15 protein-coding genes are annotated in these 26,138 nt (G+C 41.5%); 3 read left to right on the top strand and 12 right to left on the bottom strand.

The window, feature by feature from the left end; translation table 11 throughout:
* The first annotated feature begins 3 nt into the window (after positions 1 to 3).
* The 3 genes from NVS78_RS12875 to NVS78_RS12885 all read left to right on the top strand — a co-directional run bounded on the left by NVS78_RS12875 (position 4) and on the right by NVS78_RS12885 (position 5,999).
* Entirely contained in the window at positions 4 to 2,631 is a 2,628-nt protein-coding gene (locus NVS78_RS12875; RefSeq protein WP_286359539.1) for a zinc-dependent metalloprotease, read from the top strand.
* A gap of 92 nt (positions 2,632 to 2,723) precedes the next feature.
* Complete coding sequence (locus NVS78_RS12880; protein ID WP_286359540.1) at positions 2,724 to 5,444, top strand: S9 family peptidase; 2,721 nt, start codon at positions 2,724 to 2,726, stop codon at positions 5,442 to 5,444.
* A 210-nt stretch (positions 5,445 to 5,654) separates the two neighbouring features.
* The gene (locus tag NVS78_RS12885) at positions 5,655 to 5,999 is read left to right on the top strand and encodes an immunoglobulin domain-containing protein (RefSeq protein WP_286359541.1); all 345 of its coding nucleotides are present in this window, start codon (positions 5,655 to 5,657) and stop codon (positions 5,997 to 5,999) included.
* A gap of 138 nt (positions 6,000 to 6,137) precedes the next feature.
* On the opposite strand, the gene NVS78_RS12890 is transcribed toward NVS78_RS12885, so the two are convergent.
* From NVS78_RS12890 to hisS, 12 genes are all read right to left on the bottom strand, one after another.
* Positions 6,138 to 7,793, bottom strand: a complete 1,656-nt coding sequence (locus tag NVS78_RS12890) for a PKD-like family lipoprotein (RefSeq protein WP_286359542.1) — start codon at positions 7,791 to 7,793, stop codon at positions 6,138 to 6,140.
* A gap of 19 nt (positions 7,794 to 7,812) precedes the next feature.
* Positions 7,813 to 8,508, bottom strand: coding sequence for a DUF4843 domain-containing protein (locus tag NVS78_RS12895; protein ID WP_286359543.1), 696 nt, complete (start codon positions 8,506 to 8,508; stop codon positions 7,813 to 7,815).
* Positions 8,509 to 8,527: 19 nt separating this feature from the next.
* On the bottom strand, positions 8,528 to 10,015 hold the full coding sequence (locus tag NVS78_RS12900) for a RagB/SusD family nutrient uptake outer membrane protein (protein ID WP_286359544.1): 1,488 nt from the start codon (positions 10,013 to 10,015) through the stop codon (positions 8,528 to 8,530).
* 13 nt (positions 10,016 to 10,028) lie between these two features.
* A complete protein-coding gene (locus NVS78_RS12905) occupies positions 10,029 to 13,472 on the bottom strand; it encodes a SusC/RagA family TonB-linked outer membrane protein (protein ID WP_286359545.1) in 3,444 nt (1,147 codons plus the stop codon).
* Between the two features lie 77 nt (positions 13,473 to 13,549).
* Positions 13,550 to 14,737: a FecR family protein gene (locus NVS78_RS12910; protein WP_286359546.1), complete on the bottom strand. Its 1,188-nt coding sequence runs from the start codon at positions 14,735 to 14,737 to the stop codon at positions 13,550 to 13,552.
* 200 nt (positions 14,738 to 14,937) lie between these two features.
* On the bottom strand, positions 14,938 to 17,238 hold the full coding sequence (locus tag NVS78_RS12915; RefSeq protein ID WP_286359547.1) for a Gldg family protein: 2,301 nt from the start codon (positions 17,236 to 17,238) through the stop codon (positions 14,938 to 14,940).
* Between the two features lie 17 nt (positions 17,239 to 17,255).
* Positions 17,256 to 18,188, bottom strand: coding sequence for an ABC transporter ATP-binding protein (locus NVS78_RS12920; protein WP_286359548.1), 933 nt, complete (start codon positions 18,186 to 18,188; stop codon positions 17,256 to 17,258).
* 53 nt (positions 18,189 to 18,241) lie between these two features.
* Positions 18,242 to 20,542, bottom strand: coding sequence for a Gldg family protein (locus NVS78_RS12925; RefSeq protein ID WP_286359549.1), 2,301 nt, complete (start codon positions 20,540 to 20,542; stop codon positions 18,242 to 18,244).
* 20 nt (positions 20,543 to 20,562) lie between these two features.
* Positions 20,563 to 21,489, bottom strand: a complete 927-nt coding sequence (locus NVS78_RS12930; RefSeq protein WP_286359550.1) for an ABC transporter ATP-binding protein — start codon at positions 21,487 to 21,489, stop codon at positions 20,563 to 20,565.
* A 211-nt stretch (positions 21,490 to 21,700) separates the two neighbouring features.
* Positions 21,701 to 22,255, bottom strand: a complete 555-nt coding sequence (locus tag NVS78_RS12935; RefSeq protein WP_286359551.1) for an RNA polymerase sigma factor — start codon at positions 22,253 to 22,255, stop codon at positions 21,701 to 21,703.
* A 497-nt stretch (positions 22,256 to 22,752) separates the two neighbouring features.
* Positions 22,753 to 24,252, bottom strand: coding sequence for a histidine ammonia-lyase (gene hutH, locus NVS78_RS12940; protein ID WP_286359552.1), 1,500 nt, complete (start codon positions 24,250 to 24,252; stop codon positions 22,753 to 22,755).
* Between the two features lie 169 nt (positions 24,253 to 24,421).
* Complete coding sequence (gene hisS / locus NVS78_RS12945) at positions 24,422 to 25,783, bottom strand: histidine--tRNA ligase (protein ID WP_286359553.1); 1,362 nt, start codon at positions 25,781 to 25,783, stop codon at positions 24,422 to 24,424.
* Positions 25,784 to 26,138: the final 355 nt, after the last annotated feature.

The following is a 26,138-nucleotide window of genomic DNA, read 5'->3' on the forward strand; positions in this document are numbered from 1 at the left end:
TATATGAAAAAAGGAATATATTTATTGTTTCTTTCGTTTTTCTTGTTCGGTATCTGTACTCAAGTAGATGCCAAGCGGAAAAAAGAGACAACTAAGGAAACCAAAAAAGCGACCGAGACAGCTTATGATAAGTTGTTCAGGGGAAAGAAATATACTACGGCAGAGGGATTGATGAAGATTCATAACATGCAGGGAAAGATTTGGGTCGAATTCCCGGTTGCCTTATTGGATCGGGATATGGCATTGACCTCCTCTATCAGAACGATTAGCGATAACGGAGAGGGTGTTGTCGGACAGTTTGCCGGCCGTCCTATGCATTTGCGTTTTACCCGTCAGGATTCATTATTACAAGCTCGATTCCTTTTATTCAACATCCCTGTAAATACGGGAAAAGAGGTGAAAGCAAATCAAGCCTTGGCCGAATCCAATCTACCGGGTATTTTCAAATCTTTTAAGATTAAGGCTTATACTCCGGACAGTACGGCGATTGTTGTCGATATGACGGATTTGTTCTTGGAGCATTCCTATTATACCAATCCGTTTGCCGGTTATGCCGGAAACTCTTTATTCGGTTTTGTGGCACGGACGCATAAATTTCAGGGAGACCGTTCTTCCGTTTCCGGTATTAAAGCTTATGACGATAATGTCGTAGTGATGTGTAATATGGGGTACGATGTGGATCATTTGGTATTCGGGGCTTTTTTAATGAAAAAAGATGTTCCGGTAAGTGTAAACGTGGATAAAATGTTATCTCTTTTACCGGAAGAGCCGATGCGTCCCCGTATGGCCGATTCCCGTATCGGAGTCGCTTATACCGGAAAAACCGATTATACCGGAGGGAGCGAAGGTTTCAAACCGATGTATTACACGAAACGCTGGAGAATAGAGCCTTCCGATGAGATAAAATACCGAAACGGAGAGTTGGTCGAACCGAAGAAACCGATTGTATTTTATATCGATACGTTAATGCCTGCATTCTGGAAACCCTATATTAAGGCCGGAGTTGAAGAGTGGAATAAGGCTTTCGAGAAAATCGGATTTAAAAATGTATTGCGGGTAAAAGACTTTCCGGCTGATGATCCCACGTTTGATGCTAATAACATCAACTATAATACTATTCGTTACGCTCCCTTGTGGATGTATTTTATTCAAAACTCCCTGTTTACGGATCCTCGTACGGGAGAAATTTTACAGGCATCCATGTATATTCATGATAATGTGGTTACCGGTTTGCATGAGGAGCGTTTGATTGCGACGATGGCTGCTGATCCTTCCGTTCGCACGTTGGATCCGACCCCCGAGTTGGATGGAGAGGCTCTTCGTTTGAAAGTGATACAAATCGTTGGTAAATGTCTTGGTTTAACGGAAAATATGGGAGCTACGGCTGCCTATCCGACCGACTCTTTACGTTCCGCTTCTTTTACTCAGAAATACGGCTTGAGTCCTTCTATCATGGATTACTTCATGTTTAATTACGTGGCGCAACCGGAAGACGTGGAGAAGGGCGTCCGTTTAACGACTACCGGGATCGGGGCTTATGATTATTATGCCATTCAATGGTTGTATAAACCCATATATGAAGCTGCTACCCCGAAGGATGAAGAGCCCGTGCTGGATCAGTGGATTCGTGAACACCAGGATGATCCGATGTATCGATTCGGAATCAGACAAGCCTCTTATGCTTCTTATGATCCGACTTCGCTTTATGCCGATTTGGGGGATGATCCCGTGAAAGGATTGACTTATACCGTGAACAACCTGAAAACGTCTCTTCAAAATATGTTTACCTGGTATGGAGGAGACAAGGACAGAAGCATGGCGAAAAGAAACTCTATGTATATTGGACTGACGTCAGCCTTCAGATCAAAATTAGAGTATGTTTTTGCCTATGTCGGCGGTATGTACTTAACGGATAAGCGTGCGGGAGATACCAAGCCTTCCTATCAGCCGGTACCGAAGGCAAAGCAAAAGGAGATTGTGAAGTATTTGGTCGGCCTTTCCCGTGATCTCTCTTGGTTGGATAATGAGGCGGTTTTGAAGGAGTTTGAAATCGGAGATAGAATAGCGTCTAAAAACGAGGAAGAGATCATTTACGGGTTGTTGGATCGGATTCGGTTTGTCGCCCTTTCGGCGGAACGGGGAGGAGACTATACTCCGGAAGAGTATATAAATGATATTTATAATATCATCTGGGCTCCGACGATGAAGAATCAGAAATTGACCAATAAGGATATGAAATTACAGAGTGCTTTTTTGATGGGAATCATTACGACTTCTACGGTTAATATGTCTCCGGCCGTATTCGATGTTCCGAGAGAAGCATTCCGTTTGGCCGATTTCGAGGATTTGGGTATTCGGAGCATGTATCAGCATAATTTTACTTTGCTGGAAAATGCCAAATTCCCGGTAGAACCGATGAAAGAGGGTATGATGATTGCCGGAGAAAAAGAGGGATTCGGTATGGTGAATTATATCGAGGCGAAACCGTATTCTACCACTCATCTATTCTATAACATGCTTTTGAAGACAAAAGATATGCTGGCTCAGGCCGTGAACAGAAGTACAGGCGAGGCCAAATCTTATTATCAATTGTTATTGTTTAAGGTAGAGAAAGCTCTTGACCCGAAATAACTTTAATACAGTATAAGATTACGGGCTGGCGGGTATATTTTTTGTACTTGGTCAGCCTGTATTCGTTTAAAGGTAAATCTAAATTGTATATTATGTGTTTAAAACGAATTTTCGGTGTATTGATCCTGTTACTTGTCGTATGGGAAGCCGGAGCCCAAAAGAGGCCTTTGGATTTGGAGTCTTATAAACTATGGCGACGGGTGGAAGCTCAAAAGATGTCCGAGGACGGGAAATGGGTTACTTACCGTTTCGCGTATATTGACAGCGAAGGACATGATAAGGATGAGCCGGTAACCTATTTACGTCATGTGGCGACCGGTAAAGAGTATGAATTGCGGAATGTTAATTACGTGAATTTCTTTAACGGGGGTAAGGGGTTGAAATATACCGTGAGTAAATCTCCGTTGGATACGGCTAATCTGACATCCGACTCTACGATATTACTCTCCTTAAAAGACATGAAAAAAACGTATTGGAATAGAGAGTATTCATTTAATGAATCGCCCCGTTCACCACTCATTACGTATACTTATTCTATCGGAGAAACTGACGGGAAACCTGTTAACAGATTGGTGGTATGGAATTTTGAGACAGGAGATTCCACGGTGCTCGACAGTATTGAAAATCCCGTTTCTTATGACCAATACAAGACGATCGCGTACCTGAAGAATAACGGAACGTACAAGAGTCTTTACGTCGGACCGTTAAAAGGAAAGCATCGGTTGATATACGGGGATCAGAAGGCTCCTATAAAGAATTTCTCTTTGAAAATGGGAGGAAGAGAGGGTGTGTTTACGGTCGCTTCCGATACTTCTTATTCGAAAAATCCGGATTTACTGTATACGTTTTCTGTTGCGGATGGAAAATATAAATTGGTGATGGATTTGAAAGAGGTGGAATTACCGGGTGAATACAAGATCACTCCCAGTACTTATACTGTTTTTAATCACGGTAAGTATATTTTAGTTGATGTAGAACCTAAGGTGAGAGAACCGCGTAAGCCTAAAGCGAAGCCGGATACCAGTTTTGAATTGGAGTTGTGGAAATGGGATGATGAAGTTTCGCAAAGCCGTCAAAGACAGGGATGGACTCGTATCAGGAGAGAAATGCCGAAATATGTTTATCATGTGGCAGATAAAAAATGCATCGAGATCGCTCCGGCTGATATAGAGCGGATCTCTTCTCCCATTTGTGAAGATTATGAATATGTTATCCTTGTGGATGAAGCTCCCTATCGTAGGTTCTCCGATTGGAAAGACGGAGTGAACGCCGATTTATATTTGGTCAGCTTAGAAACGGGAGAGCGTAAACCGTTATTTAAGGATTTCGAAGGGCGTCCTGTCTGGAGTCCGAACGGACGATATGCCTTGCTGTATCATGGAGTGGAAAAAGTATGGTATAAATTGGATGTACGGACGGGAGAGTTGAGCGACATCTCTTCGGCCATCGGTTACCCGGTATACGATGAAGACCATGATAAGCCGAAACCTGCGGATGCTTACGGTATAGCGGGATGGTCGGAAGACGGGAATACCGTTTATCTTTACGATCGTTATGATATCTGGACCATTGATCTGACGGGGAAAAATAAAACCGTTTCCTTAACACAAGGGTACGGACGCAAGCATAATATTATTTTGCGCTGGTTGAAAGCGGATTACGACACCAAAACGTTGGACGCAAGCCAGAGTCTGTTATTGCGTACGGTGAAAGTAAGTAATTTGGATATGGGAATATATCGTTTCTCTCCTAACGGAAAATTTAAGAAATTGATCGAAGGACCTTTTTCCATTTATGTCAATCAATTTTCTACAGATGGAAAATCCTGTATCTTTACGCGACAGAGTTACACGGAATTTCGTGATTTATGGTGGAGTAAGTCCGATTTTGCACACCCGAAACGTTTGACGTATGCCAATCCGCAACAGGAAAACTATAAGTGGGGTTCCGTTCGGTTGGTGGAATGGACCAATTACGAAGGAAAACCTAACCGGGGTTTACTCTATTTGCCGGAGGGGTACGATTCGACCAAAACTTATCCTACCATCGTGAATTTTTACGAGACTCACACGGGAGATATTCACATGTACCATGTCCCCGCTTTAAGTAGTGCCATGATCAACACGGTGACCTATGTAAGTAATGGTTATGTCGTCTTTATGCCTGATGTCCATTTTACGATCGGGGCTCCCGGGGAGAGCAGTTATAGCGCGGTAGTCAGTGGAACCCAGATGTTGATAGACAAGGGGATCGCCGATAAAGACCGGATAGGTATACAGGGGCATAGTTGGTCCGGATATCAGGTAGCTTATCTGGTGACGCGTACGAATATGTTTAAATGCGCTAATCCCGGAGCTGCCGTGTCCAGCATGGTTTCGGCTTATACGGGTATTCGTTCCGGCAGCGGGATGCCTCGTATGTTTATGTACGAAGAGACTCAGAGTCGTATGGGTAAGCCGTTGTGGGGAAAAGGAAATACGGAGATGTATATTAAAAATTCCCCGATCTTTTTTGCCGATAAGATTGAAACCCCCTTGTTGATTTTCCATTGCGATGCCGATGAAGCCGTGCCCTATTCGGAAGGATTAAACCTTTTCTTAGCCATGCGTCGTTTGCAGAAACCGGCTTGGTTATTGAATTACAAGGGAGATCGTCATTTTATCTATAATCATGCTGCAGAGGTGGATTGGACTATTCGTTTGCAACAGTTCTTCGATTACTATTTGAAGGATGCGCCTATGCCTCGTTGGATGGATGAAGGAATTGACGTTAACGAGAGGGGAATCGATCAGAAATACGATTACGTGAAGTAACGGGAGGATCGATTCTGCTGAACGGAGGTCGGATTCAAAAGTTTTCAAAGCTTTTGAATCCGACTTTTTTATCTGGTTTTGTATAAAGAGCTCCGGATAAAAATGTTTATGTTGAACTTTTGATATGTATATTTTTATGAAATTTAATCATATTTATCAAGTAGGACGATAAAAGTTGGTCTTAATTGTTAAATTTTAAAATCTAATGCTATGAAAAGTGTACTAAAGATGGTCATAATGACCTTGGTTCTATGGGTGGGCAGCGTATCTATGATAGCCAACCATAGTGTTGTTAAAGTTCGGGTTGGAGAGAGTGTGATATTGGATTTTTCTCCCCTTTTTCCGGATCGCGATAAAGGTTCGTACGATATCCGTTATTATAAAGATGGACAGGAGATTAAATCCTCGAGCGGAATTGTGATAAAAGATTTTGTCTTGTACATCCCGAACGTACATTTCTCGGATATGGGAAGGTATGTGTGTAATAACGAATCAAAAGGGGAGTTATACGGCGGCAATCGATTTAATCGTGGAGGATTGGCCTCAATAATGTAACTTATGACTTTTATTGAAAAATGGAAAAGGCAGCCCCATACCGGGGCTGCCTTTTTGCGCTATGTTAGAGAAGGGATTATCGGAGATTTCTGTCTCTGACTTTGTTATCCATCCGATTTTTAAATTTCCGCTATGGAATTAAGGAAGATATCTTCCTTTTTTCATGTGCAGATCTACGATATTACCGATATTCATGGTATTCAGTACGGACATGTTCTGAGGCCATAATACCTTGAAGGTCGTGTTCCGGGCATTGTGAGTGCTAAGCAACATGAATTTTCCTCCCTCCATGCCGACCATCAGTTCTTTACCATCCCAGATTTGACCGTCCAAGGTTACGATATTGGCCGGACAGGTATAATATAGTTTTACGTTCTCCCGCGGATTTCCTTGTCCGTCTGTTAGGGCCGGATTTTTCCGGTCGATCATATAGAGTTGGGAACCGTTAGCAATAAACAGGTACGGATTTGTTGAAGTCGGAAGAGTATAGATGGTACTATTCCCGTAGGGAATGCTTTGATTGCTTAACTCGTAATTGTATAGGACCTCTTTATCTGACACTTTGTTGTAAGAGAAATTGTCTTTGTCATAAGCTTGCTTAAATTGGAAATATTGATAATAGTATTTTCCGTCCGGACGTTTGATAATCATATCGTATTGGATTCTATAGTCGGCATTGTCATATGAAAAACCACCGATATAAATCAGTTCATTATCCCCCATATTGTCGAGTGGAACAAAATCGTCCGGCCATCCTTTTTCCGGTGTCGGCATTTCCATCACCCGCCCGACGATGTTTATATCCTCGAGGAAGTTTCTCTTTAATCCCGTAACCAATAATAAGCGATTATACGTTTTGTCGTGAACCAGGCAATATTTAGGTTCAATCATCTGCTGTCCGACGAGAGAACCGTTGATCTCTTTTTTGTCGAACATTAAGGGAGTGGAAATATAATAACCGCTATGGAATAAACTTTCTGAATCCTTTATTCTCGTGTAAATTTTTCCATCCTTGTTTTCGATCAGGTGTATCCAGCGCATATTTATGGCGTTTACCGGATGGAAATTAACCGGATAGGTTTTTCCGATAAAGGCCTCATTTAAGAAAATGTCTTTGATCATCGTTCGTCCGTCCAAATCTACGCAACCGATTCCTCCCTCTTGAAATATAGTCGCATGGGCAACGGTATTGAATTCATCTATTCGATGTTCCGCCCAGAATAGGGGTTTTCCTCCCAATTCTACCCCTCCATTCTCTTTTGTATAGACGTCTTCGATAATGGTAAAATCCGGAAGGTAGGTGCTGGCTTCCGGACTATAAATCTCTTCCCCGTTTTCGTCCAGCACGTATCCCCGTCTCAGGTAGACGATATTCGCTTTCCCATTTTTCTCGGTTAAAGCCATATAAGAGTCATACCTGTCATAACGTCCGGAGGGATGTAACGATTCGTCTTTAATATAGATAATTCCACTGTTTTCTTCTTTTACGCGTAAGACCAATTCCGTTAATGTTGTCGTGTTTACGGTCCATTCCAGATCCCGGTCGGTGCCGATGACCTTACCGTCGTAACTCCACTCGTAACTTAAACTTAGGCCGGTACTATCTCCTGAGGCATAGGTAAAGGTGGGATGAATTTTTAATACATCTCCTACAACGGGGTATGTATCCAGGTCTTTGGGAAAATCGATAGTGATATTGTTCAAGGTTTTGTAATCATAATTCCCTTTATCGTCGTAACATCCGGTAATTCCCCATGTCATGCATAAAAGCAGAATAAAATATATTGTTTTCATAAGCTAAACATTTTAATAATTAATAAACCGGAATACCGTCCACCATCGGTGTTTTGTTATCTTCTTCCATGATGTTGTTATCGATACAGTATTGCTTCAGTTTCATGGCGTATTCCCGGGCTTCGGACAAGCTCATGCCGGTCAGGTCGTTAAGTCCCTCGTTTGCCAGAATAAAACATTCGAATTTTTTAGGCGAGTATTCTCCCAGTACATAACGCTCCAACTCTCCGCTCCACCAAAGGGGAGCACTGGAAATGTTATCGAAAATAATTCGAATCTTTTGTTGATTATATAAACTGGGTTTAAAGTTTTCATTGGGTTCCAATACGAATGTGACATATACCTTTTGGGTCTTTAATTCTTCCCGCGTATTTTTGCAAGTGATCTTCAGTACGTCTATCGTCTTTCCGGCGGCGAATGTAAGTCGAGTCGGTAATACGTAATCCTGTGGCAGGGCCGTGGTCAATGTATCTACTACTCTTAATTTATATTCCAGCGGTTCGGCCAAGGTATCTCCCGTCAAGGCCACGTAAAAAGTGACCTCTTTTTCCGTTTTACCGGGATAGTGAGAGAAGGAAAAATAACAGGAATCCAATCCTTTGGCAGAATCCGGAAAGAAAAGGTAACGTTGTGTTTCGTAAAGGGGGACCTCTTCTGTGTTACAGGCCCATAGAATTGCTGTTAAAATAAGGCATATAGAAATATATTTTTTCATAACTTGCTATACTTAAAGGTTAAAATATAGTTTGACTATCCGGTTTGTCCAGAACAAATCCTTTTTGAACCATGCTGCTGCTCGGGAATTTGTTATAGCGCTTATAAAAATAGAACGCCTGTCCTTCCTGCATAAAATCACGTTGAGCTTCTTTGATCAATTCCGTTTTAAAAGATGGTAAATCTTTGATATTTTTCTCCATTTCTCCCTCCGGCCCGATCGTACAGGCCCGGGCATCGCGGACCTGATCCATTCTTGCGATAGCATCCTTGGTTGCTCCTTTTCGGTAGAGATATTCCGCTTCGATATAGTACATTTCACTTAACCGGATCATCGGGATCAGGGTTTCGTTATCCTCTTTGTCGCCGGTTTCCGGCAGGTATTTGTTGCTGACCCGGTATCGGCTTCCGGACGGGATGGTCAGATCTTCGTAGCGGATATCGCTATTGTCCGTATAGATCGATTTATCGATATAAAATTTGAGATCTGTGTTATCGTGTACTTTTTCATAGTCGTTCCCCAACTCTTTATTGTATAACCCGAAGATGATACCATCGTATAGTTTCCGGTTCGTAGAGGCATAATAATATTCCGTGAATCCTAATGTGCCTTTTGAGGAGCTATTGGTGTCAACTTTGAACGTGCTCACGTGATGGGCCATCTCGTATGCTTTGGCATAGTAAGTTAGCCTTTCTTCGTCGTAGAATCCCATATAGTTATATATGCGGGCCAAAAGAGCGCAAATGGCTAAGTAGTTCATCCGGTAGCCTCGTCTTTGAAAAAACGGTTCCGGATTGATTCTATAATCTCCCTTTCCGTATTCGATCCGGAATTTGGTTTGGAGCATATTACGCCAAGTCAAGGTGTCGTAGGGAGCAAGCAAATCTTTGGCTTGCAGCAGGTCGGCAACACAATGCTCCAGTATCTCCTTGGTCGGTTTGTCCGGCGAGAAGGTAGAGGGATACATGTCGTAGTAAGGGATGTAGTTGGCATTGTCATTTACGACCGGGGCCGGGGCGAATAGCCGGGCCATATCGAAGTGCAGAAAAGCCCGCAGGGCTAATGCTTCTCCTTTGATCAAATCTTTTTCTGCCTGTGCATCCTGGAATTTGTTGGCTTCAATCTTTTCAATTTTTCCAATAATATTGTTGCAATTGGCAATGGCTGTATAGGTTTTTTCCCATATGGGGCCGATTAATTCTTTGACTACAGCATCGGTATACGCGTAGCTATTGTATACTTTATAATAAGCCGTGTGACTTCTGAAACCGTTGCGCAGGTATACTTTCCCGAGAACATCCAGGAAACCCCAGGTCATCTCTTTGCCGTACAGGGCTGGATCGGCCATTTGTTTATATACTCCGTTTAATGCCGTACGAAATCCGTCTCCCTCCTGGAATAACTCTTTTTCGGTGACGGTGTCTTGGGCGTCTACATTCAGCCAGTCGTTACAGGAACTGAAACTGATAATCATGCCGGTTAATATGATTAAAACATGTACTTTCATGGTATTCAGGTATTTAGAAGGTTAGGTTTAAAGAAAGATTCATGGTTCTGGCAAAAGGGTAATTTAATCCTCGTTCTGCTTTGATAGAGCTCCAGTTAAACAACTCTTCTGCTCCGATTTCGAAACGCAGCATGCTGACTCCGGCACGCTTCAGCCATTTGTATTGTTCGGCATGGGCGTCGTAGCCTAAGGTGACGGAGTTCAGGGAGAGTACGTTGTTGTTTTGCACGAAACGTTCTGTCGGTTTGGTGGTCGGAATACTAAGATGGTCTGCATTATTGGGATCGCGTAAAGCTAATTTGCGGAATTTTGTCTTGTCTCCCGGTTTTTGCCAGCGTTCTGTCAATACCCGTTTGTCTACGTTATCGTTGTATATGTCAGCATTTTCTACTTTGTCGACTAAGGTTTGATTGTAGCGTTGTCCACCGAATTCATACAGGAAGGTAACGTAAAGATTAAAGTTTTTATAGGTAACGTTAAGCCCGAACGAACCGGAGGCATCCGGTTCCGTGTTACCCAATACGACTTGCTCGCCAGAACGCCAGATATCGGTAAGTGTTCCGTTTTGCCTGACGAGGATCTCATTTCCTGTTGCCGGATCTATTCCTAAGGAACGCATCCCGAAAATAGAGGTCGTGGATCCGCCTTCCACGTATTTGGTGAAAGGTTTTGAATTATCGCTTCCCTCGTTTTTGAAATACTCATCTACCATATTGTTGTAAGTTCTTAAACTTTCGGCTATTTTTACGATTTTATTTTTATTATGGGATAGGTTGGCAAAAACAGCTAAATACCAGTCATTTTTGCGGAGTAAATTACTGCGCAGGGTCAATTCAAAGCCCTTGTTTTCGATTTCTCCGACGTTATCTACATAACTGGTAAATCCGGTCGCGCTCGGTAAAGTAACATCATTGATCAGATCCACTGTTTTTTTCACGTAATATTCGGCTTGTAAATAGATTAAGTCTTGTTTTAAACCGATCTCGAAGCTCAGGTTTGTGGATTTGGTGGTTTCCCATTTCAATTTTTTATTTCCGAAGGCTTTTAAACCGGCTCCCAATCCGGTGATGTACCAGCTATCTGTCAGGATGTCGTAAGTGGTTTGTGCCTGGTAAGCGGTGAAATTCACTTTACCTGTCTCTCCGTAGGTCGCTTTTAATTTTAGTTTGTCGATAACGGATTCCTTCATAAAATTGTAGTTATGAATATTGATACCGACTCCGGTCGACCAAAAGGAACCCCAACGTTTATCGTCACCGAATTCGGATGAGCCGTCGAAACGTACGGAAGCGTCAAACAGATAAATATCGTTATAACTATAATTGATTAATCCTACAAATCCGATCAAACGGGTTGTATTCTCGTTAGAAGTAGGTTTTTTGTCAATCCGTTCCGCGTAATTCGGAGAGTTTAGGTTACCGTTGGGAAAGCCCGTGTAGAGAGCGGAAATGGATTCTGTTTTGTTTGCCCGCTGGTTAGCGGTTAAGGCAAAGTTTATGTTGTGTTTATTTATGCTCTGATTATAGGATATACTGGCTTGTAAGTCCCATGAAAAACTATTCCCGTCATTGGTATATAATTCTCCCGAGATAAAATTATGGGAAGACAAGGGGGTACTGTTCTTTTTAGATTTCGGATCTAAAAATCTTCTGCTTTCGTTGATGTTTTTGGTAATGCTGATCTGCCCTTGCAATAACCAATGGGGTGTGATATTCCATTTGGCGGATAAATTATTGATAATCTCTTCCGATTGGGATTTGTTAAAACTTTTCAATCCGGCTTCATACATCGGATTCGGAACCGTTCCTATTGCTCCCCATTTTTTTTGTTCTTCTAAATATTTACCGTCTTCATCTTTATAGAGATTGTAAGGTAAAGCCTGGGTGTATTCGGAAAAATTACCGTAGGGAGATTCTTTGGATTTGGTGATGTTGTAACTGATCTGGTTTTTTATTTGTAACGTTTGAGTACGGTAGTCTATGGTTAAGGCTGCATCCATACGATCCCGGAAAGACTTTTTCATAATACCGTCCTCGTTATAATAGGAGATGTCGACACCGAAACGTATATTTTCAGATCCTCCTTCTACCCATAAACTGTGTTTGTGGTTAAAGGCCGTTTGCAGGGGCAGGGATAGCCAGTAGGTATCTACTCCTTTTTTTACGAGCATTAATTTTTCATTGTATTGTTTGTCGTATTCGATTTGTGTTCTGGGGTCGGGGTGTTCATAAACACCGGCTAAACGTTCGAGTTCCAATTTTTCTTCCGCATTACAAAGGTTGTAAGAGGTCAAATCGGGAAATGTAATCTCACCGGTCATAGCGTATTGTACGTTGATTTGACCGGGTTTGGGGGCAACCGTGGTAATCACGACCACTCCGTTGGCAGCCCGGGAGCCGTACATGGCCGTAGCGGCAGCGTCTTTTAATATGGTAATACTTTCGATGCGGGAAGGGTCCATATCGTATAATTTCTGTACGCTGATCTGGAAGCCGTCAAGGATAAACGTGGGGAGGTTGGGATTATCCTTCAAATTGGATTTGGATGTGAATCCTTGTGCCTGATCTGCTTTTAATTTGTCCAGTTCTTTTACTCCGATTCCGGAACGGCCTCGGATGTACATTTCCGGTAAGGCATTGGGGTCGGACCCCCATTCGTTATTGGTTTGGATACGAAAAGAGGGATCGAAAACCTGTAAGGCCTTGATCACATTTGTTTTAGATACTTTTAGCAGCTCATCCCGTTTGACGGTAACGGAAGATCCGGTGAAACTCTCTTTCCGAATATTGGCATATCCGGTGATAATTACTTCTTCAACCTGTTTTACATCTTCTTTCAATGTGATAACCAACTCTTCCGGATCATCTTTACGGTCTTTCTTTAATCGGTATTCAACCGTTTTCATCCCGATAAAGGAGAAGACCAAAATGGTACTGTCCTGTTTCGGTATTTCTAACTTGAAGTCTCCGTCTATTCCGGTAGCAACCCCTAATGTCGTACCTTTAATGGTAACGGTAACTCCCGGCAGAGGCAATCCTTTTTCATCTATAACTTTTCCTTTAATGATCCGGGGCGGCTCTTTGGTTTTGTCCTCTTTTACCGGACGAATGATGATGACTCCGTTCTGGATCTTATATGATAATGGAGTGTTCGCTAAAATCTTTTGCAGGAACTCTTCAATGGTTGCGTCTTTAATATCAACGTCCTGTTTCCCGTATTTTTTTACTTCTTCAACACGGTAAAGAAATTTGTACTCTGTTTTTGTCCGGACATTTTGGATCAACTCGTCGATGGTTGCATTTTGCATTTTTAAGGTTACTCTTCCGGCCTGGGCAAAGCTACTGGCCTGAAGCGAGAATGCGGAGGCAAGAAGGAGCAAGAGCGTTGTCCTGAAGAGAGTTAACATCTTTTTCAATCTTTGATGAGGATCAAAGAAATAGATTCGTTTTTTTTCCATAACTTTGAGAATTAATTAATAGTCGATTAATTGATAAATGGGAATACAGGAGATACTGGTACTATCTTCTGTATTTTTTATTTATTGGTTTCACTGATGATTACATTTTTTCCGTTGATGTTGAAATGTATGTTCGTTGATAGCTCTAACATTCTTAAGGTTTCGCTAAAGTCGTCGTATCGCTCCAGATCTCCCGTGAAATGGAAGTTTTTGACAGATTCGTTAGCGTAGAACACATGGATGTCGTACCATCGGCTTAACTTGTTCATGATGGACTCGAGCGAGGTGTTTTCAAAAATAAATTTTCCTTCTCTCCAGGCTGAAATATGACCGGCTTTCACTTTTCTGGAATTAAGTGTTTGATCGTTTATGTGATAGATGGCTTGTTGATCCGGTTTTAGCTGGATACTTTGCTTACCATCACTTACCAATACGGAGCCTTCGCTTAAAGTCGTTTCGATGGTATTTTCATCGCTGTAAGCCTGAATATTGAATTTCGTTCCTAGTACTTTGATTGTCAGGTTATTTATGGTTTGAACGATAAAGGGGGCGGAAGTATCTTTTGTTACCGAGAAAAATGCTTCTCCTTTTAGGGTTACGACCCGTTCTCCTTGTGAGAATTTCGAAGGGAAAGAGATTTCCGATTCGGAATTTAGCCATACACAGGTTTTATCCGGTAAGATCAAGGTGAATTCTCCTCCCCGGGGAATCCGAATCGTGTCGATTTTGATAGGAGCCAAAGAGTCTGTCGTTTGATAGTAGGTTATTTTTTTCCCGTCGTTGATTATTTTCGTGCCGTTTTTCAACAGGATGGCTTGTTCTTTTTCGTCGACGGAAGATAACGCTATTTTTTGCCCGTAAGAGGTAATTAATATGGCTTTGGGACTTCCCGGTACAATTTGAGAAAAGGATGTTTCCTCTTTTTTTGTTTCCGGAGTTTGGAAAAGGATCGAAAAACTGATGAGTAGGGCGATCGTTGCCGCAATACTGCCATAAATGAATAGATTCCTCTCTTTTTTTGTCCGTACGGACAAACGTTTTCGGGTTTGTTCCCAAGCATAGGTAACATCAATTTGTTGGATAAATTGGTCCCTCTCTTTTTTTGTCTCTGCTGTACAAATCTCTTCGAATAAAAAGTGGTTATTCTCATTTCTGGTTCTCCATCCGTTTAGCTCGGCTTCTTCTTCCGGGGTAATGGTTTTAGCCAGAAATTTGGCCAAAAGTTGCGAAATTCTATATTCTTCGGAGTACTGGGATTTGTTCATCGTTTTTGTTTTTATGAAACGTTCTTGTTGAGAGAACACACTAAAAGTTGAAAAGGATGAATGGATTTCTTTCTTTTTTTTAATTTCAGGAAAATGTTAACATAACGATACGAGAAAAGAGCTGACGGGCTTGGAAAAGCTGTCCGGAATTTATTTCCGGACAGCTTTTGAGTTGATACGAATAAACCAAACGATCGATTTTATCTACTTTTTCTAAGCCACCACATCCTGATGCTGATAAATAACAATATGCCGGGTAGAAGTCCCATGAACAGCAGTTTCAGCCAGATTTCGGATCCTTCTTGCAGGTAAACTTCGTCGTCGGTGGGACGGGGACGATTAGTATCTACCGGAAATTCACCGTAACTCAGCTCTTTGAATGATTCTGTGATCAGGGTAAAATTAGAGGCCTTTATGCCGTCCCGGGATGTCGTTAATTCTCCGTTTCCGATACAGTCTGCATCTCCCCAAACAAGGATACGTTGTTCTTTTGCGCCGACCTTTCGGGTTAATTGGACCATGGTCGGGATTGCCCACTCTTCCTCTCCGTTTTCGACGTTGCAAGTCGGTAGATGGTCGATAAAATCGGTCGTCTCTACTTCGTTCCAGGCTCCTTTTGCATTTGTTGTTACTAAAGGAGTGACCTTAAATCCTTTTTCTTCAGAGTATTTGATCCCGACAGCTCCGGGAGTTACGATTTTGTAGTCTCCTTTCCGTAGTCTTTGATATTTCTGGGACAGTTGTGCTGCTTCCCCGGTTAGATTTCCGAAAATTAAGTCAGCCGTAAAATCTTTGGAGGGTTGAACTAAAATCCCCGACATGAATTCCGCTCCTAAAAAGCTAAGAAGGGGATTCATTATGTGTTGGCGATACGGCTCTCCCGCAATGATCATGTTTCCGCCTCTGTCTATATACTCTTTGATCTGGCTTAACTCTTCCGGTTTTAAAGCTATTCTCGGTTCTGCAATGATGAGGATATCGATATCTTCCGGAATCGTTTTGTGTTCGTTTAATTTTAAGGTTGTAACGTCGAAACCTTGATTGGGTAATGAATAACGGAAGGTAAGATCGTGAGCAAAAGCTCCGTAATCTCTTTCTCCTATTCCGTTGGCACTTCGTTCCCCGTGCCCGGTGAGGAAGGCGACCTTGGGAGGTTTTGTAACGAGACGTTTTAGGGCGGCTGTAAACTCGCTTTCTGTAGGGCTTTTTCGATTATCTTCATAAAATCGTAAGAATGATCGATCTCCGTTTTCCCGTTCGATAACCCGAACCAATCGGTATCCTTCCCCGGAGAGATCGATTCGTTGATTGATTTGTTCCGGGGTGAGGAACATGGCGGTGTCCCATTCCGTGACTTTACATATCTCGTCTACCCGTTGTTTGGGAGTTAATCCGGGGTAACGCCGATCCATATGCGGATTATGGCAAGGATGGTAGTAATACACGTATTTGATTTTGGTCTCCGGTTTAAAACGTACGTATTGAACGAACTCTTGAAAGTCGTATTTTCTACGGCTGGGCATTGCTCTCCAGTAGTCTTCATCTAAAATATTGACATAAGTTGTGATGGTTAACCCTCCTGTCAATTTTTTCATCACTTCCTGACTCTTGGGCGTTAACGTGTTTATTTTAGTTTCTGTGGTGTCGTAGAAACTCATAAACTGGGGTCGGGAAGATATAAAACCGAGTAAAAGAGCTATGATAATGACTGAAGCGTACCGGAAGAGGACAACGTATGGCTTGTGCCGTTTCCGTTCCGAACCTAATTTTAGAATGGAAAGCGTTAAAAATAGAGCGATAACGATGACGAAATAGAGTACGTCCTCGCTGCAAATCAAACCGTCCAATAGGGTGGAAGATCGGCCGGAGATCGATAGCCAGTAGGTTATTTCCCTTATAAAATCGATATCTTGACCGATATCTTTGATAAAGTTCAATATGGTTAGAATGGCTAACGTTCCGATTGCGGCTACCACCTGATAAGAGGTTAGGCAAGACATAAAGAGACCGATCGCCGCGTAAGTACACGTGACTAAAAATACTCCCAGCAATCCGGACAAAAGTTGGGGAAGATCGATGTTTTTTATGGCAAATGCGGCAAATAGAACATAGATGGAAAGAATGGCGATGAGTATCAACGCGTAGATGATCATCGACAAGTATTTTCCGAATATGATTTGCTTGTTGGTCACGGGAGAGGAAAAAAGCAATTTGATGGACCCACTGTAAAGTTCCCGGCTCATCAATCCCATGGTTAATAAAGGAACATATAAATATAGATTGTCGAGCATTTGGGAAAATGTCCCCGCGTAGCTGGTAAAAAGTTTGGATGTTACGTTGTAAGGAGAATATCCTAAAGCCTGATAACGAATAGCATCCGCGTAGGTGTCGGTAAAGGTCATGCCGGCTTGAAAGGTGAAAATGATTAGAATCAGCCACGCGATCGGAGAGAAAAAAAGCGTGCTTAGTTCTGTTCTGGTGATTCTGAATAATGTTCTCATGATATATCTTTACTATTTTATTTGTGTGTTCTTTTCCCTGACAATTGGGCGAAAATGTCATCTAAAGATTCTCTTTCCAAATGGATTTCACGGAGTTCCCAACCGTTGGAAATACTCTTTTCCACCATCTTTTCCGTGATGGTTTTAAGGGCATTGAATTGAATCCGGTAGGTCGAATTTTCAAGGGATTCGACTTGTCGTATGCCTTCTATGGCTTCCAACTCCTCTATCGCGGGAGGATTATCTAATGTGACTAAGAAAGTGGTAGGTTCAATATAGTTGTCGAACTCGTCCATACTTCCTGAAAAGACAACCTGTCCCTGTTCGATCATTTTAATATTATCACAGGTGGCTTGTACTTCCGAAAGAATATGGGTGGAGAGCATGACGGTACGATCCGTGGCAATCTCTTTGATCAGGTTCCGAATCTCTACAATCTGATTGGGATCCAACCCGTTGGTCGGTTCGTCCAAAACGACGAATTTCGGATTATGGACAATGGCTTGTGCTATGCCGACCCGTTGTTGGTAGCCTCCCGATAAATTGCGGATTAATCTTTTACTGAAATGGGTGATATTGCATTTTTCTTTGGCTGTATCCACCGCTTTTTTAATATCACTTTTATTTACTAAATGTAGATGTGCACATAAGGTAAGATACTCATCTACGGTTAAATCGGGGTATAGCGGGGGTTTTTGAGGTAGAAATCCGATATGTTTTTTGGCCTCTACCGGATTTTCACGTAGGTTGATCCCGTTTAGATATACCTCTCCTTCGGTTTGATTCAATACACCGCATATGATATTCATGGTGGTGGACTTTCCTGCGCCGTTGGAGCCTAATAATCCGAGGATCCCTTTTTCTTTGATTTCAAAGTTGATATTCCGGATGGCCCATTGAACGCTGTATTTATGGGAAAGATGTTCTATTTTTACGACTGATTCTTCCATGTGTTTATTGATATATGAATAATGGACTATAGATTTGCAGGATAGGATTCGCGTTATTTTCTTTTTCTTCTAATCCAAGTCATGATGCTTAATAGGAATAAACAACCCGGTATAACACCCATGGCAGCTGTTTTAATCCATGTTGAAGCTTGAATGGTCAACTTTATTTTTTTATCCGGGAGATTCGGACGATCCGTGTCGATGGGATATTCATCGTAAGAGAGCCATTTGAATGTGTTGGTCACGAGCCTGTGATTGGCTGCATAAATTCCATTTCGTTGCTTGTTTAATTCCCCGTTGCTGATACAGTCGGCATCGCCGACAAGCATGATTCTTTGTTCTTTATTGTGGAGTTTACGGCTTAAAGCGAGGGCTACCGTGTTGGCCTGTTCCACTTCCCCGACTTGGGTATTGACCGTGAGTACGGCATCCTGAAAGTTGGTCGTTTCTAATTCGTTCCAGCTTTTTTGTTGCGGGCTCCGAACGATAGGACAGACCTTGAAACCCTTGTCCGTCGTAAAGTTTAAACCTACTGCAGTGGGGAAAGCAAAAGAGTAGCCGTAATTACGGGTTTGTCTGAATGATGGAAACTGTTCCGCTGCTTCGTCGGTAATTTCTCCGATAACCAAAGTCGGTGAAAAATTGCCATTGTGATCCTGAACTAAGATACCCGGTGTTAGTTGAACTCCGAAATTAGCTAAGATGGGGTTCATGGATTCCTGACGTTGGGGTTCTCCCAAGATAAACAGGTTACCCCCTTTATCAATATAGCGCTTCAAACGCTCTTGCTCTAACGGATCCAGGGGCGTTTTCATGTCGGCAATAATCAGTATGTCGATGTCTTGAGGAACTTCCTCCTCTTTTAGAGAAAGGGTTGTTACATCGAATCCTTGATTGATCAATGAATGTCTGAAATAAACATCGGTGGCAAAACGTTTGTAATAACGATCTCCGCCGCTCGTGATGTTCCGTTCTTCGTGTCCGATGAGGAAGGCCAACCGGGGACTCTTTACTAAAAAGCGTTTAAGGGCAGCCGTGATCTCTGTCTCGGAAGGATGTTTTAACATATCATCGTAAACACGTAAAAATGCCTTTTGACCGTTCTCCCTTTCGATAAGGCGGACAAAACGATTCTCTTCAGGAGTCAAATCAATTATTTTTTTGATCTTGTCGGGAGACAGAAACAGGCTGAAATTCAACTTATCTACCCGGCAAAGTTTTTTTGCTTTTTCCAGATCACTTAATCCTGGGTAACGTTTTTCGAGAGATTCGTTTTTGGCATGATCGTAATAGTAGACATATTCCATTTTTATTTCCGGTTTAAAACGGATGTATTTCTCGAATTTTTCGATGTCTTTTTTCCTGTTCCGGGGTAGACCGGTATATCGATTTTCTTCCAATAGGTTGACAAACGTGGTGATCTTGAGTCCGCCCTTCAATTGTTTTACAATTTCCTGACTATTGGGTGTAAGAGTATTGCTCTTGGTTGCCGTGGCATCATAATAATATTTTAGGCGGGGAAGGGTACTTAAATAGCCTACTGATAAAGTAAGAGTAATGACAAAACTGTAACGGAAAAACGTTTTTATAAAGGTTCTTTTTTTCCGTTCGGCCTGTAGTTTTAAGATGGAAAGGGCAAGGAAAAGGAAAATGACGACAATGAAATAAATAACGTCTTCACTACAGATCATACCTTCCAAAAACTCGTATACTCTTCCGGAAATGGAGAGCCAGTAAGTGATATCCCGAATGAAATCAACGCCTTGCCCCATTTCTCCGACAAAATTCAAAAAACCGAGTACGGCAAGGGTACCCATAGCGGCGACAACCTGATAAGAGGTTAAAGTGGACATGAAAAGTCCGATGGCAGAATAAGCGCAGATTAATAAATATAAACCGAATACGGATGTCAACGTCAAGGGGATATCCATATGGTCGATGGTGCATGCTCCGAATAGGATGTAAAGTAACCAAATGCAGATGAGAATAAAACCGTAAGCCATCATGGAAAAATATTTACCTAAAATGATCTGTAAGTTCGTGACGGGAGCGGAATAGAAAAGTTTAATGGAACCGCTGCTAAATTCTCTACTCATTAATCCCATGGTTAAAAGAGGGATGTAAAGATAAAGATTACGTACCATTTTGGTGAAGATACCCACGTATCCCATGTAAACCTGATTGGTAACGCCATGAAGAGAGTATCCTAAAGATTGGGAGCGCAGTTGTCCCCCGAAGACATCGGAAAATATCATCCCTGTCTGGAAGGCAAAAATGATGAGCACCAACCACGCGACAGGAGAGAAAAATAATTGACTTAGTTCTGATTTAGCTATTCTATATATTGTGTTCATACGATGTTTGATTTTATGTTTTAAATCTTTTTCCCGGATAATTGGGCAAAAATGGCATCTAAGGATTCGCGTTCCAGTATGATTTCGCTTAACCGCCATCCGTTGGATACGCTTAAGGCTGTCATTTTTTTTGTTATGTCGGGAGAGTCATTGAAATGGACCCTGAACCGCGTTTTTGTTAGGGATTCCACATGGGTGACTTCTGCTATTTCATTTAAAATCGAGAGTGTAGGAGGGTTTTCCAATGTCATTATAAAGGTGCTGGGAGCCATATAGTTATTAAAGTTTTCAATAGAGCCTGAGAAAACGACGTGGCCGTGTTCAATCATTTTAATCTCGTCGCAAGTGGCTTGTACTTCGGGCAGAATGTGAGTGGAAAGCAATACGGATCGATCTTTGGCAATTTCTTTTATCAGGTTACGAATCTCCACTATTTGATTGGGATCCAGTCCGTTGGTCGGTTCGTCCAACACAACGAAACGGGGATGATGTACAATGGCTTGTGCTATACCAACCCGTTGCTGATAGCCTCCGGATAGATTTCGAATCAATCGATTACTGACTTGGGTGATGCGACACCTTTCCATTGCTTCATCGACAGCTTGTTTTACTTTTGCTTTTTCGACAAGTCTTAAAATGGCACAATGTCGAAGGTATTCTTCAACTGTCAAATCCGGGTGTAAAGGAGGTTTTTGCGGTAAAAAACCGATATGCTTTTTAGCTTCCACCGGATTTTCGTTTAAATTAATACCATTGATATATACCTCTCCTTCTGTTTGATTCAGTACTCCACAAATAATATTCATAGTCGTGGATTTACCTGCCCCGTTAGAACCTAACAGACCGAGAATACCTTTTTCTTTTATTTCGAAATTGATATTCCTTATGGCCCATTGTACACTGTAACGGTGAGAAAGGTGTTCAACTTTTACAACTGATTCTTCCATACATTCAATTTGTTTTACAGATTTACATACAATCAATCTTTATTTGCCATTGATTTGGCTGGGAGACGGAAAAACTCCGTGTTCCTTTTAGAGAACACGACAAGTATTAAAAAGGATGAATGGAGGATAATTTTTATCTGATAAATCGAAATAGTATGTTCCTATTCTTTTGAATAATAAATAGTTTAAAGAGAGTGAAATGGATAAAATTTTATTTATAGCTTAATATAATCAATAAAATATAGAAATAGTCTTTGAGATTATTCTTTAAACTATCTAATGCATTGTATTTTAATGTCTTTACGGTGTTGACCGAAATGTCTAACAGGGTGGAGATCTCTTTATTTTGTTTACCCTCTAAAGTTAGTTTCATGATCTTTGCGCTTTGAGGAGGTAATGCTTCGATCGCTTGTGTGAGGATACGGTAAGTTTCTTCCTCGATAAGTCGGTTATGAAAAAGGATCTCCTGCCTTTCTACCTCGGGAGAGGTGTATTCGATGGTCTCCTTTTTGTCTCTCAGATGATTAAAACATAAATTTTTTACTGAAACATATAAGAAAGTTTTTAAGTTAGGAATACTATCGTAAGCCGTTCTTTTTTCCCATAATCGGACAAACGCCTCCTGGGCGATATCTTCCGCGATAGTTTTATTTGCAACAAATTTCATCGCGATCCTGCACATGGACGGATAAAGTTCTTCAAATAATTTCCCGAATGCGTCTATATCACCACCTCTGATAGCTTCGTATAAGATGCTTTCTGTCATTTCTAAGCTAAAAATGTTCGTTTAATGCGTTCAAATGTAGCAAAAAAAAATGGTTTGCTGTTTTTTTTGAAATAATTGATAATTAGTTTATTTAAAGATGATTTAAAAAAAACATTTTGCAATAATATTGGATATCATTAAACGAACATTTTATTATTACTCTTTTATACTTGTTTACTTGTTAGGAACGGTAGTTTGAACGTTTGAATGCATAGGTTTTACTCATTCTGCAAGATGTAAAAAGGGGGCAAACGATGTCAAGATATTGAACGAAATCGGACGATCCTGTCCCCGCGTGAGGAGAGTCATTATTATGTACCCGATTGAAAGAGAATGATCATTTAATCAAGTACGTGAAAATACAGAATTTTCAATTTGGGAATTGTATTTTAAGCTTGTGCGGGCGATAGGAAGAATATCGTTTGAATTTTAAATAGAAGAGTATAGGTTTGCGTGAAAACGACCAAGAGGCTTTATCCCCTCGGTCGTTATATTTATTATTTAAAATTAGCGAATTCGCCTTGATTTAAAAACTCGATGGCATTTTCAATGTCTTTGTACATCACCCGATCTTCTGCATTGAAAGGAACGATGCTACGGAATTCTGCCATGAAATCTTCCAAATAGGGAGAAGTTTTAGTGGGACGTTGCAAGTCGATGGCTTGTGCGGCATTCATAAGTTCTATGGCCAAGATCCTCTCCACGTTTTCCATCACTTTTACACTCTTCGTGGCGGCATTGCCTCCCATGCTGACATGATCTTCCTGTTCGTTGGATGAGGGAATAGAATCGACGGAACACGGGGTACACAGTTGTTTATTTTTACTTACGATAGCTGCTGCTGCATATTGCGGGATCATAAATCCGGAGTTCAGTCCTGAATTGGCGACTAAAAATTCGGGTGTTTTACGATCGCCGGCAATAAGCCGGTATGTTCTTCTTTCCGATATACTGCCTAATTCGGCTACGGCGATGCTTAAGAAATCCAGTGCTAAGGCTAAGGGTTCTCCGTGGAAATTTCCTCCGGACAGGATCAGGTCATCTTCCAAAAAGATTGTCGGATTGTCCGTAACGGAATTGATCTCTCTTTCTACGACCGAGGCGACATAATTGATCGTATCTTTGACGGCTCCGTGAACTTGCGGTATGCAACGGAACGAATAAGGATCCTGCACGTGTGTTTTCTCTATTTGCTGGAATTCGGAACCTTCTAACAGGGAGCGTATATTACGGGCCGTTTCGATTTGTCCGGGATGAGGACGGGCTTCGTGAATTTGTGGTAAAAACGGATCGATGCGGCCATCGTAAGCCTCTAAAGAGAGAGCTCCGATAATATCGGCATATTTAGCTAATTTAAAAGCCTTTAATAAGGCGTATACAGCATGAGAACTCATGAATTGGGTTCCGTTCAATAAGGCTAAACCTTCTTTCGCTCCTAAAGCAATAGGCTCCCAACCGAATTTTTTATTGATCTCTTGCGCCGGGTAGATTTTATCTTTATAAAAGACTTCTCCTTCACCGATAATCGGCAAAAAGAGATTGGCTAACGGAGCTAAATCTCCGGAAGCACCTAACGAGCCTAATTCCCGAACGACGGGGAGCACGTCGCGATTGAACATATCGATGATTCGTTCCACTGTTTGAAGTTGTACCCCGGATTTGCCTAACGAGAGTGCGTGGGCTTTTAATAATAACATCAGACGGATGATCTCTTTATGAATGGGAGTTCCGATGCTGCATGCATGGGACATGACCAGGTTGGCTTGCAGTTGGCTTAAGTCTTCTGTCGAGATACTTATTTTGCAAAGAGAGCCGAATCCGGTCGTGATACCGTATAAGGGTTTGTCTGATGTTGCAATTTTGTTGTCCAAATAGGCTTTACAATCGTTGATTCGTTTTTTGCTTTCTTCCGATAGGGCTAATTTATATTTTTGAGTTAAGATAGCCTCGATTGTTTCAAAGGTTAAAATATCAGGTGATATATAATGAGTTTTCATCTTGTTAACAATTAAAAATTAGAAATTATCAATATGTAAAACAGGGGATAACTATCCTCTAAACAGTAGGAAGGGGATTCTCATGGGAAACGGGTATCGAATCCGTGATTCTTTAAAGGACGCTGTTCTTTTTTATAGATTTGCATAATATAGAACTTATCGGTAGAGATTATTTTAATTTTTCATACAGACGATTGATTGCTACACTCTCCTGTTCTCCCGTTGCCATGTTTTTCAATGTTACCGTATGATTTGCCATCTCATTTTCTCCCACTAATGCTACATAAGGGATTCCTTTTTTGTCGGCGTAAGTCATTTGTTTTTTCATTTTTGCCGTATCCGGATAGATCTCTGCATTGATGCCCTGATCCCGTAAGTTTTTCAGAAGTGGGAGACAAAATGCTTCTTCGCGTTTTCCGAAATTGACGAACAGAATACGGGTCGTAGTGGTAGTATCTTTGGGGAATAGATCCAATTGATTCATGACGTCGAAAATACGATCGGCTCCAAAAGATATACCTACGCCGGACATGTTTTTCATGCCGAAGATACCGGTTAGGTCATCGTAGCGTCCTCCTCCCGTGATGCTTCCGATTTCCGCATCTTTCGCTTTCACTTCAAATATAGCTCCCGTGTAATAGCTTAAACCTCTGGCGAGGGTAAGATCTAATTTTATATCGGTTGCAATGTTCAGCTCCTTTATGTATTGAAAGACCGTAATTAATTCCTCAACGCCTTTTAGACCCGTTTCGCTTCCTTGAAGTATATGCTGTAAAGAGTTCAATTTTTCTTCGTTACTACCCTGCAAATTCAATATGGGTTGCAGTTTTTGGATGGACTCTTCGGAAATTCCTTTTTCCCGTAGTTCTGCATTTACGCTTTCTGCACCGATTTTATCCATTTTGTCAATGGCGACCGTAATGTCGGTCAGTTTGTCGGAAGCGCCGATCGTTTCGGCGATTCCGGCCAAGACTTTGCGGTTATTGATCAGTAGGCGTACGCTGATTTTTAAACGACGGTATACTTCATCTACGATTTGGATAAGTTCTACCTCGTTTAATAGGGAATCACTACCGACTACATCCACGTCGCATTGATAGAATTCCCGGTAACGTCCTTTTTGAGGACGATCGGCTCTCCATACGGGTTGAATTTGATAGCGTTTGAATGGAAAGCTGATTTCGTTTTGATGCTGAACGACAAAGCGGGCAAATGGGACCGTTAAGTCGTATCTCAATCCTTTTTCACAGATTTTATTCGTAAGTCGGGGAATGTTTCTCTCTTCGATCTCGTTATTGGAGACGGAGGATAGAAAATCACCGGAGTTAAGGATTTTAAAGAGTAGCTTATCTCCTTCCTCCCCGTATTTTCCCATCAATGTCGATAGATTTTCCATAGCCGGTGTTTCCAATGGAAGGTATCCGTAAAGTTTGAATACGGATTTGATCGTATCGAATATGTAATTCCGTTTCACCATGATTTCAGGTGAATAATCTCTTGTGCCTTTGGGTATGGATGGAATTTGTGCCATGGTCGGTTTTAGATTTATGTTTTTATATATAGGACGGACAATATATTGCCTTTTCGCCTAAAATTTACGTTAATCTCTCATTTTTCTGCTGCAAATATAGAAGATAAAAATGATAATTGGCAATTGAAAATTGACAATTGTAAAATGCCCTTGGTCGATGCATGGAGTATTTGATCACCTTTTATGTACCCCGTGTCTTTATTCGAAGCGATCGATTCTCGATTTCCCTCTCGCGTGAAAACGCGTTTGTTTCTTTTTTTTCAAACGATTCAGCCGCAGGATGATAGCTTCCCGTTTGATTTTTTCCGGGAAAAAATGTGGTAAAAAATTTGGAGAAGGGGATAAAGTTTGTTTA

This window comes from Gabonibacter chumensis, assembly GCF_024741215.1.
Lineage (GTDB): Bacteria > Bacteroidota > Bacteroidia > Bacteroidales > Marinifilaceae > Gabonibacter > Gabonibacter massiliensis.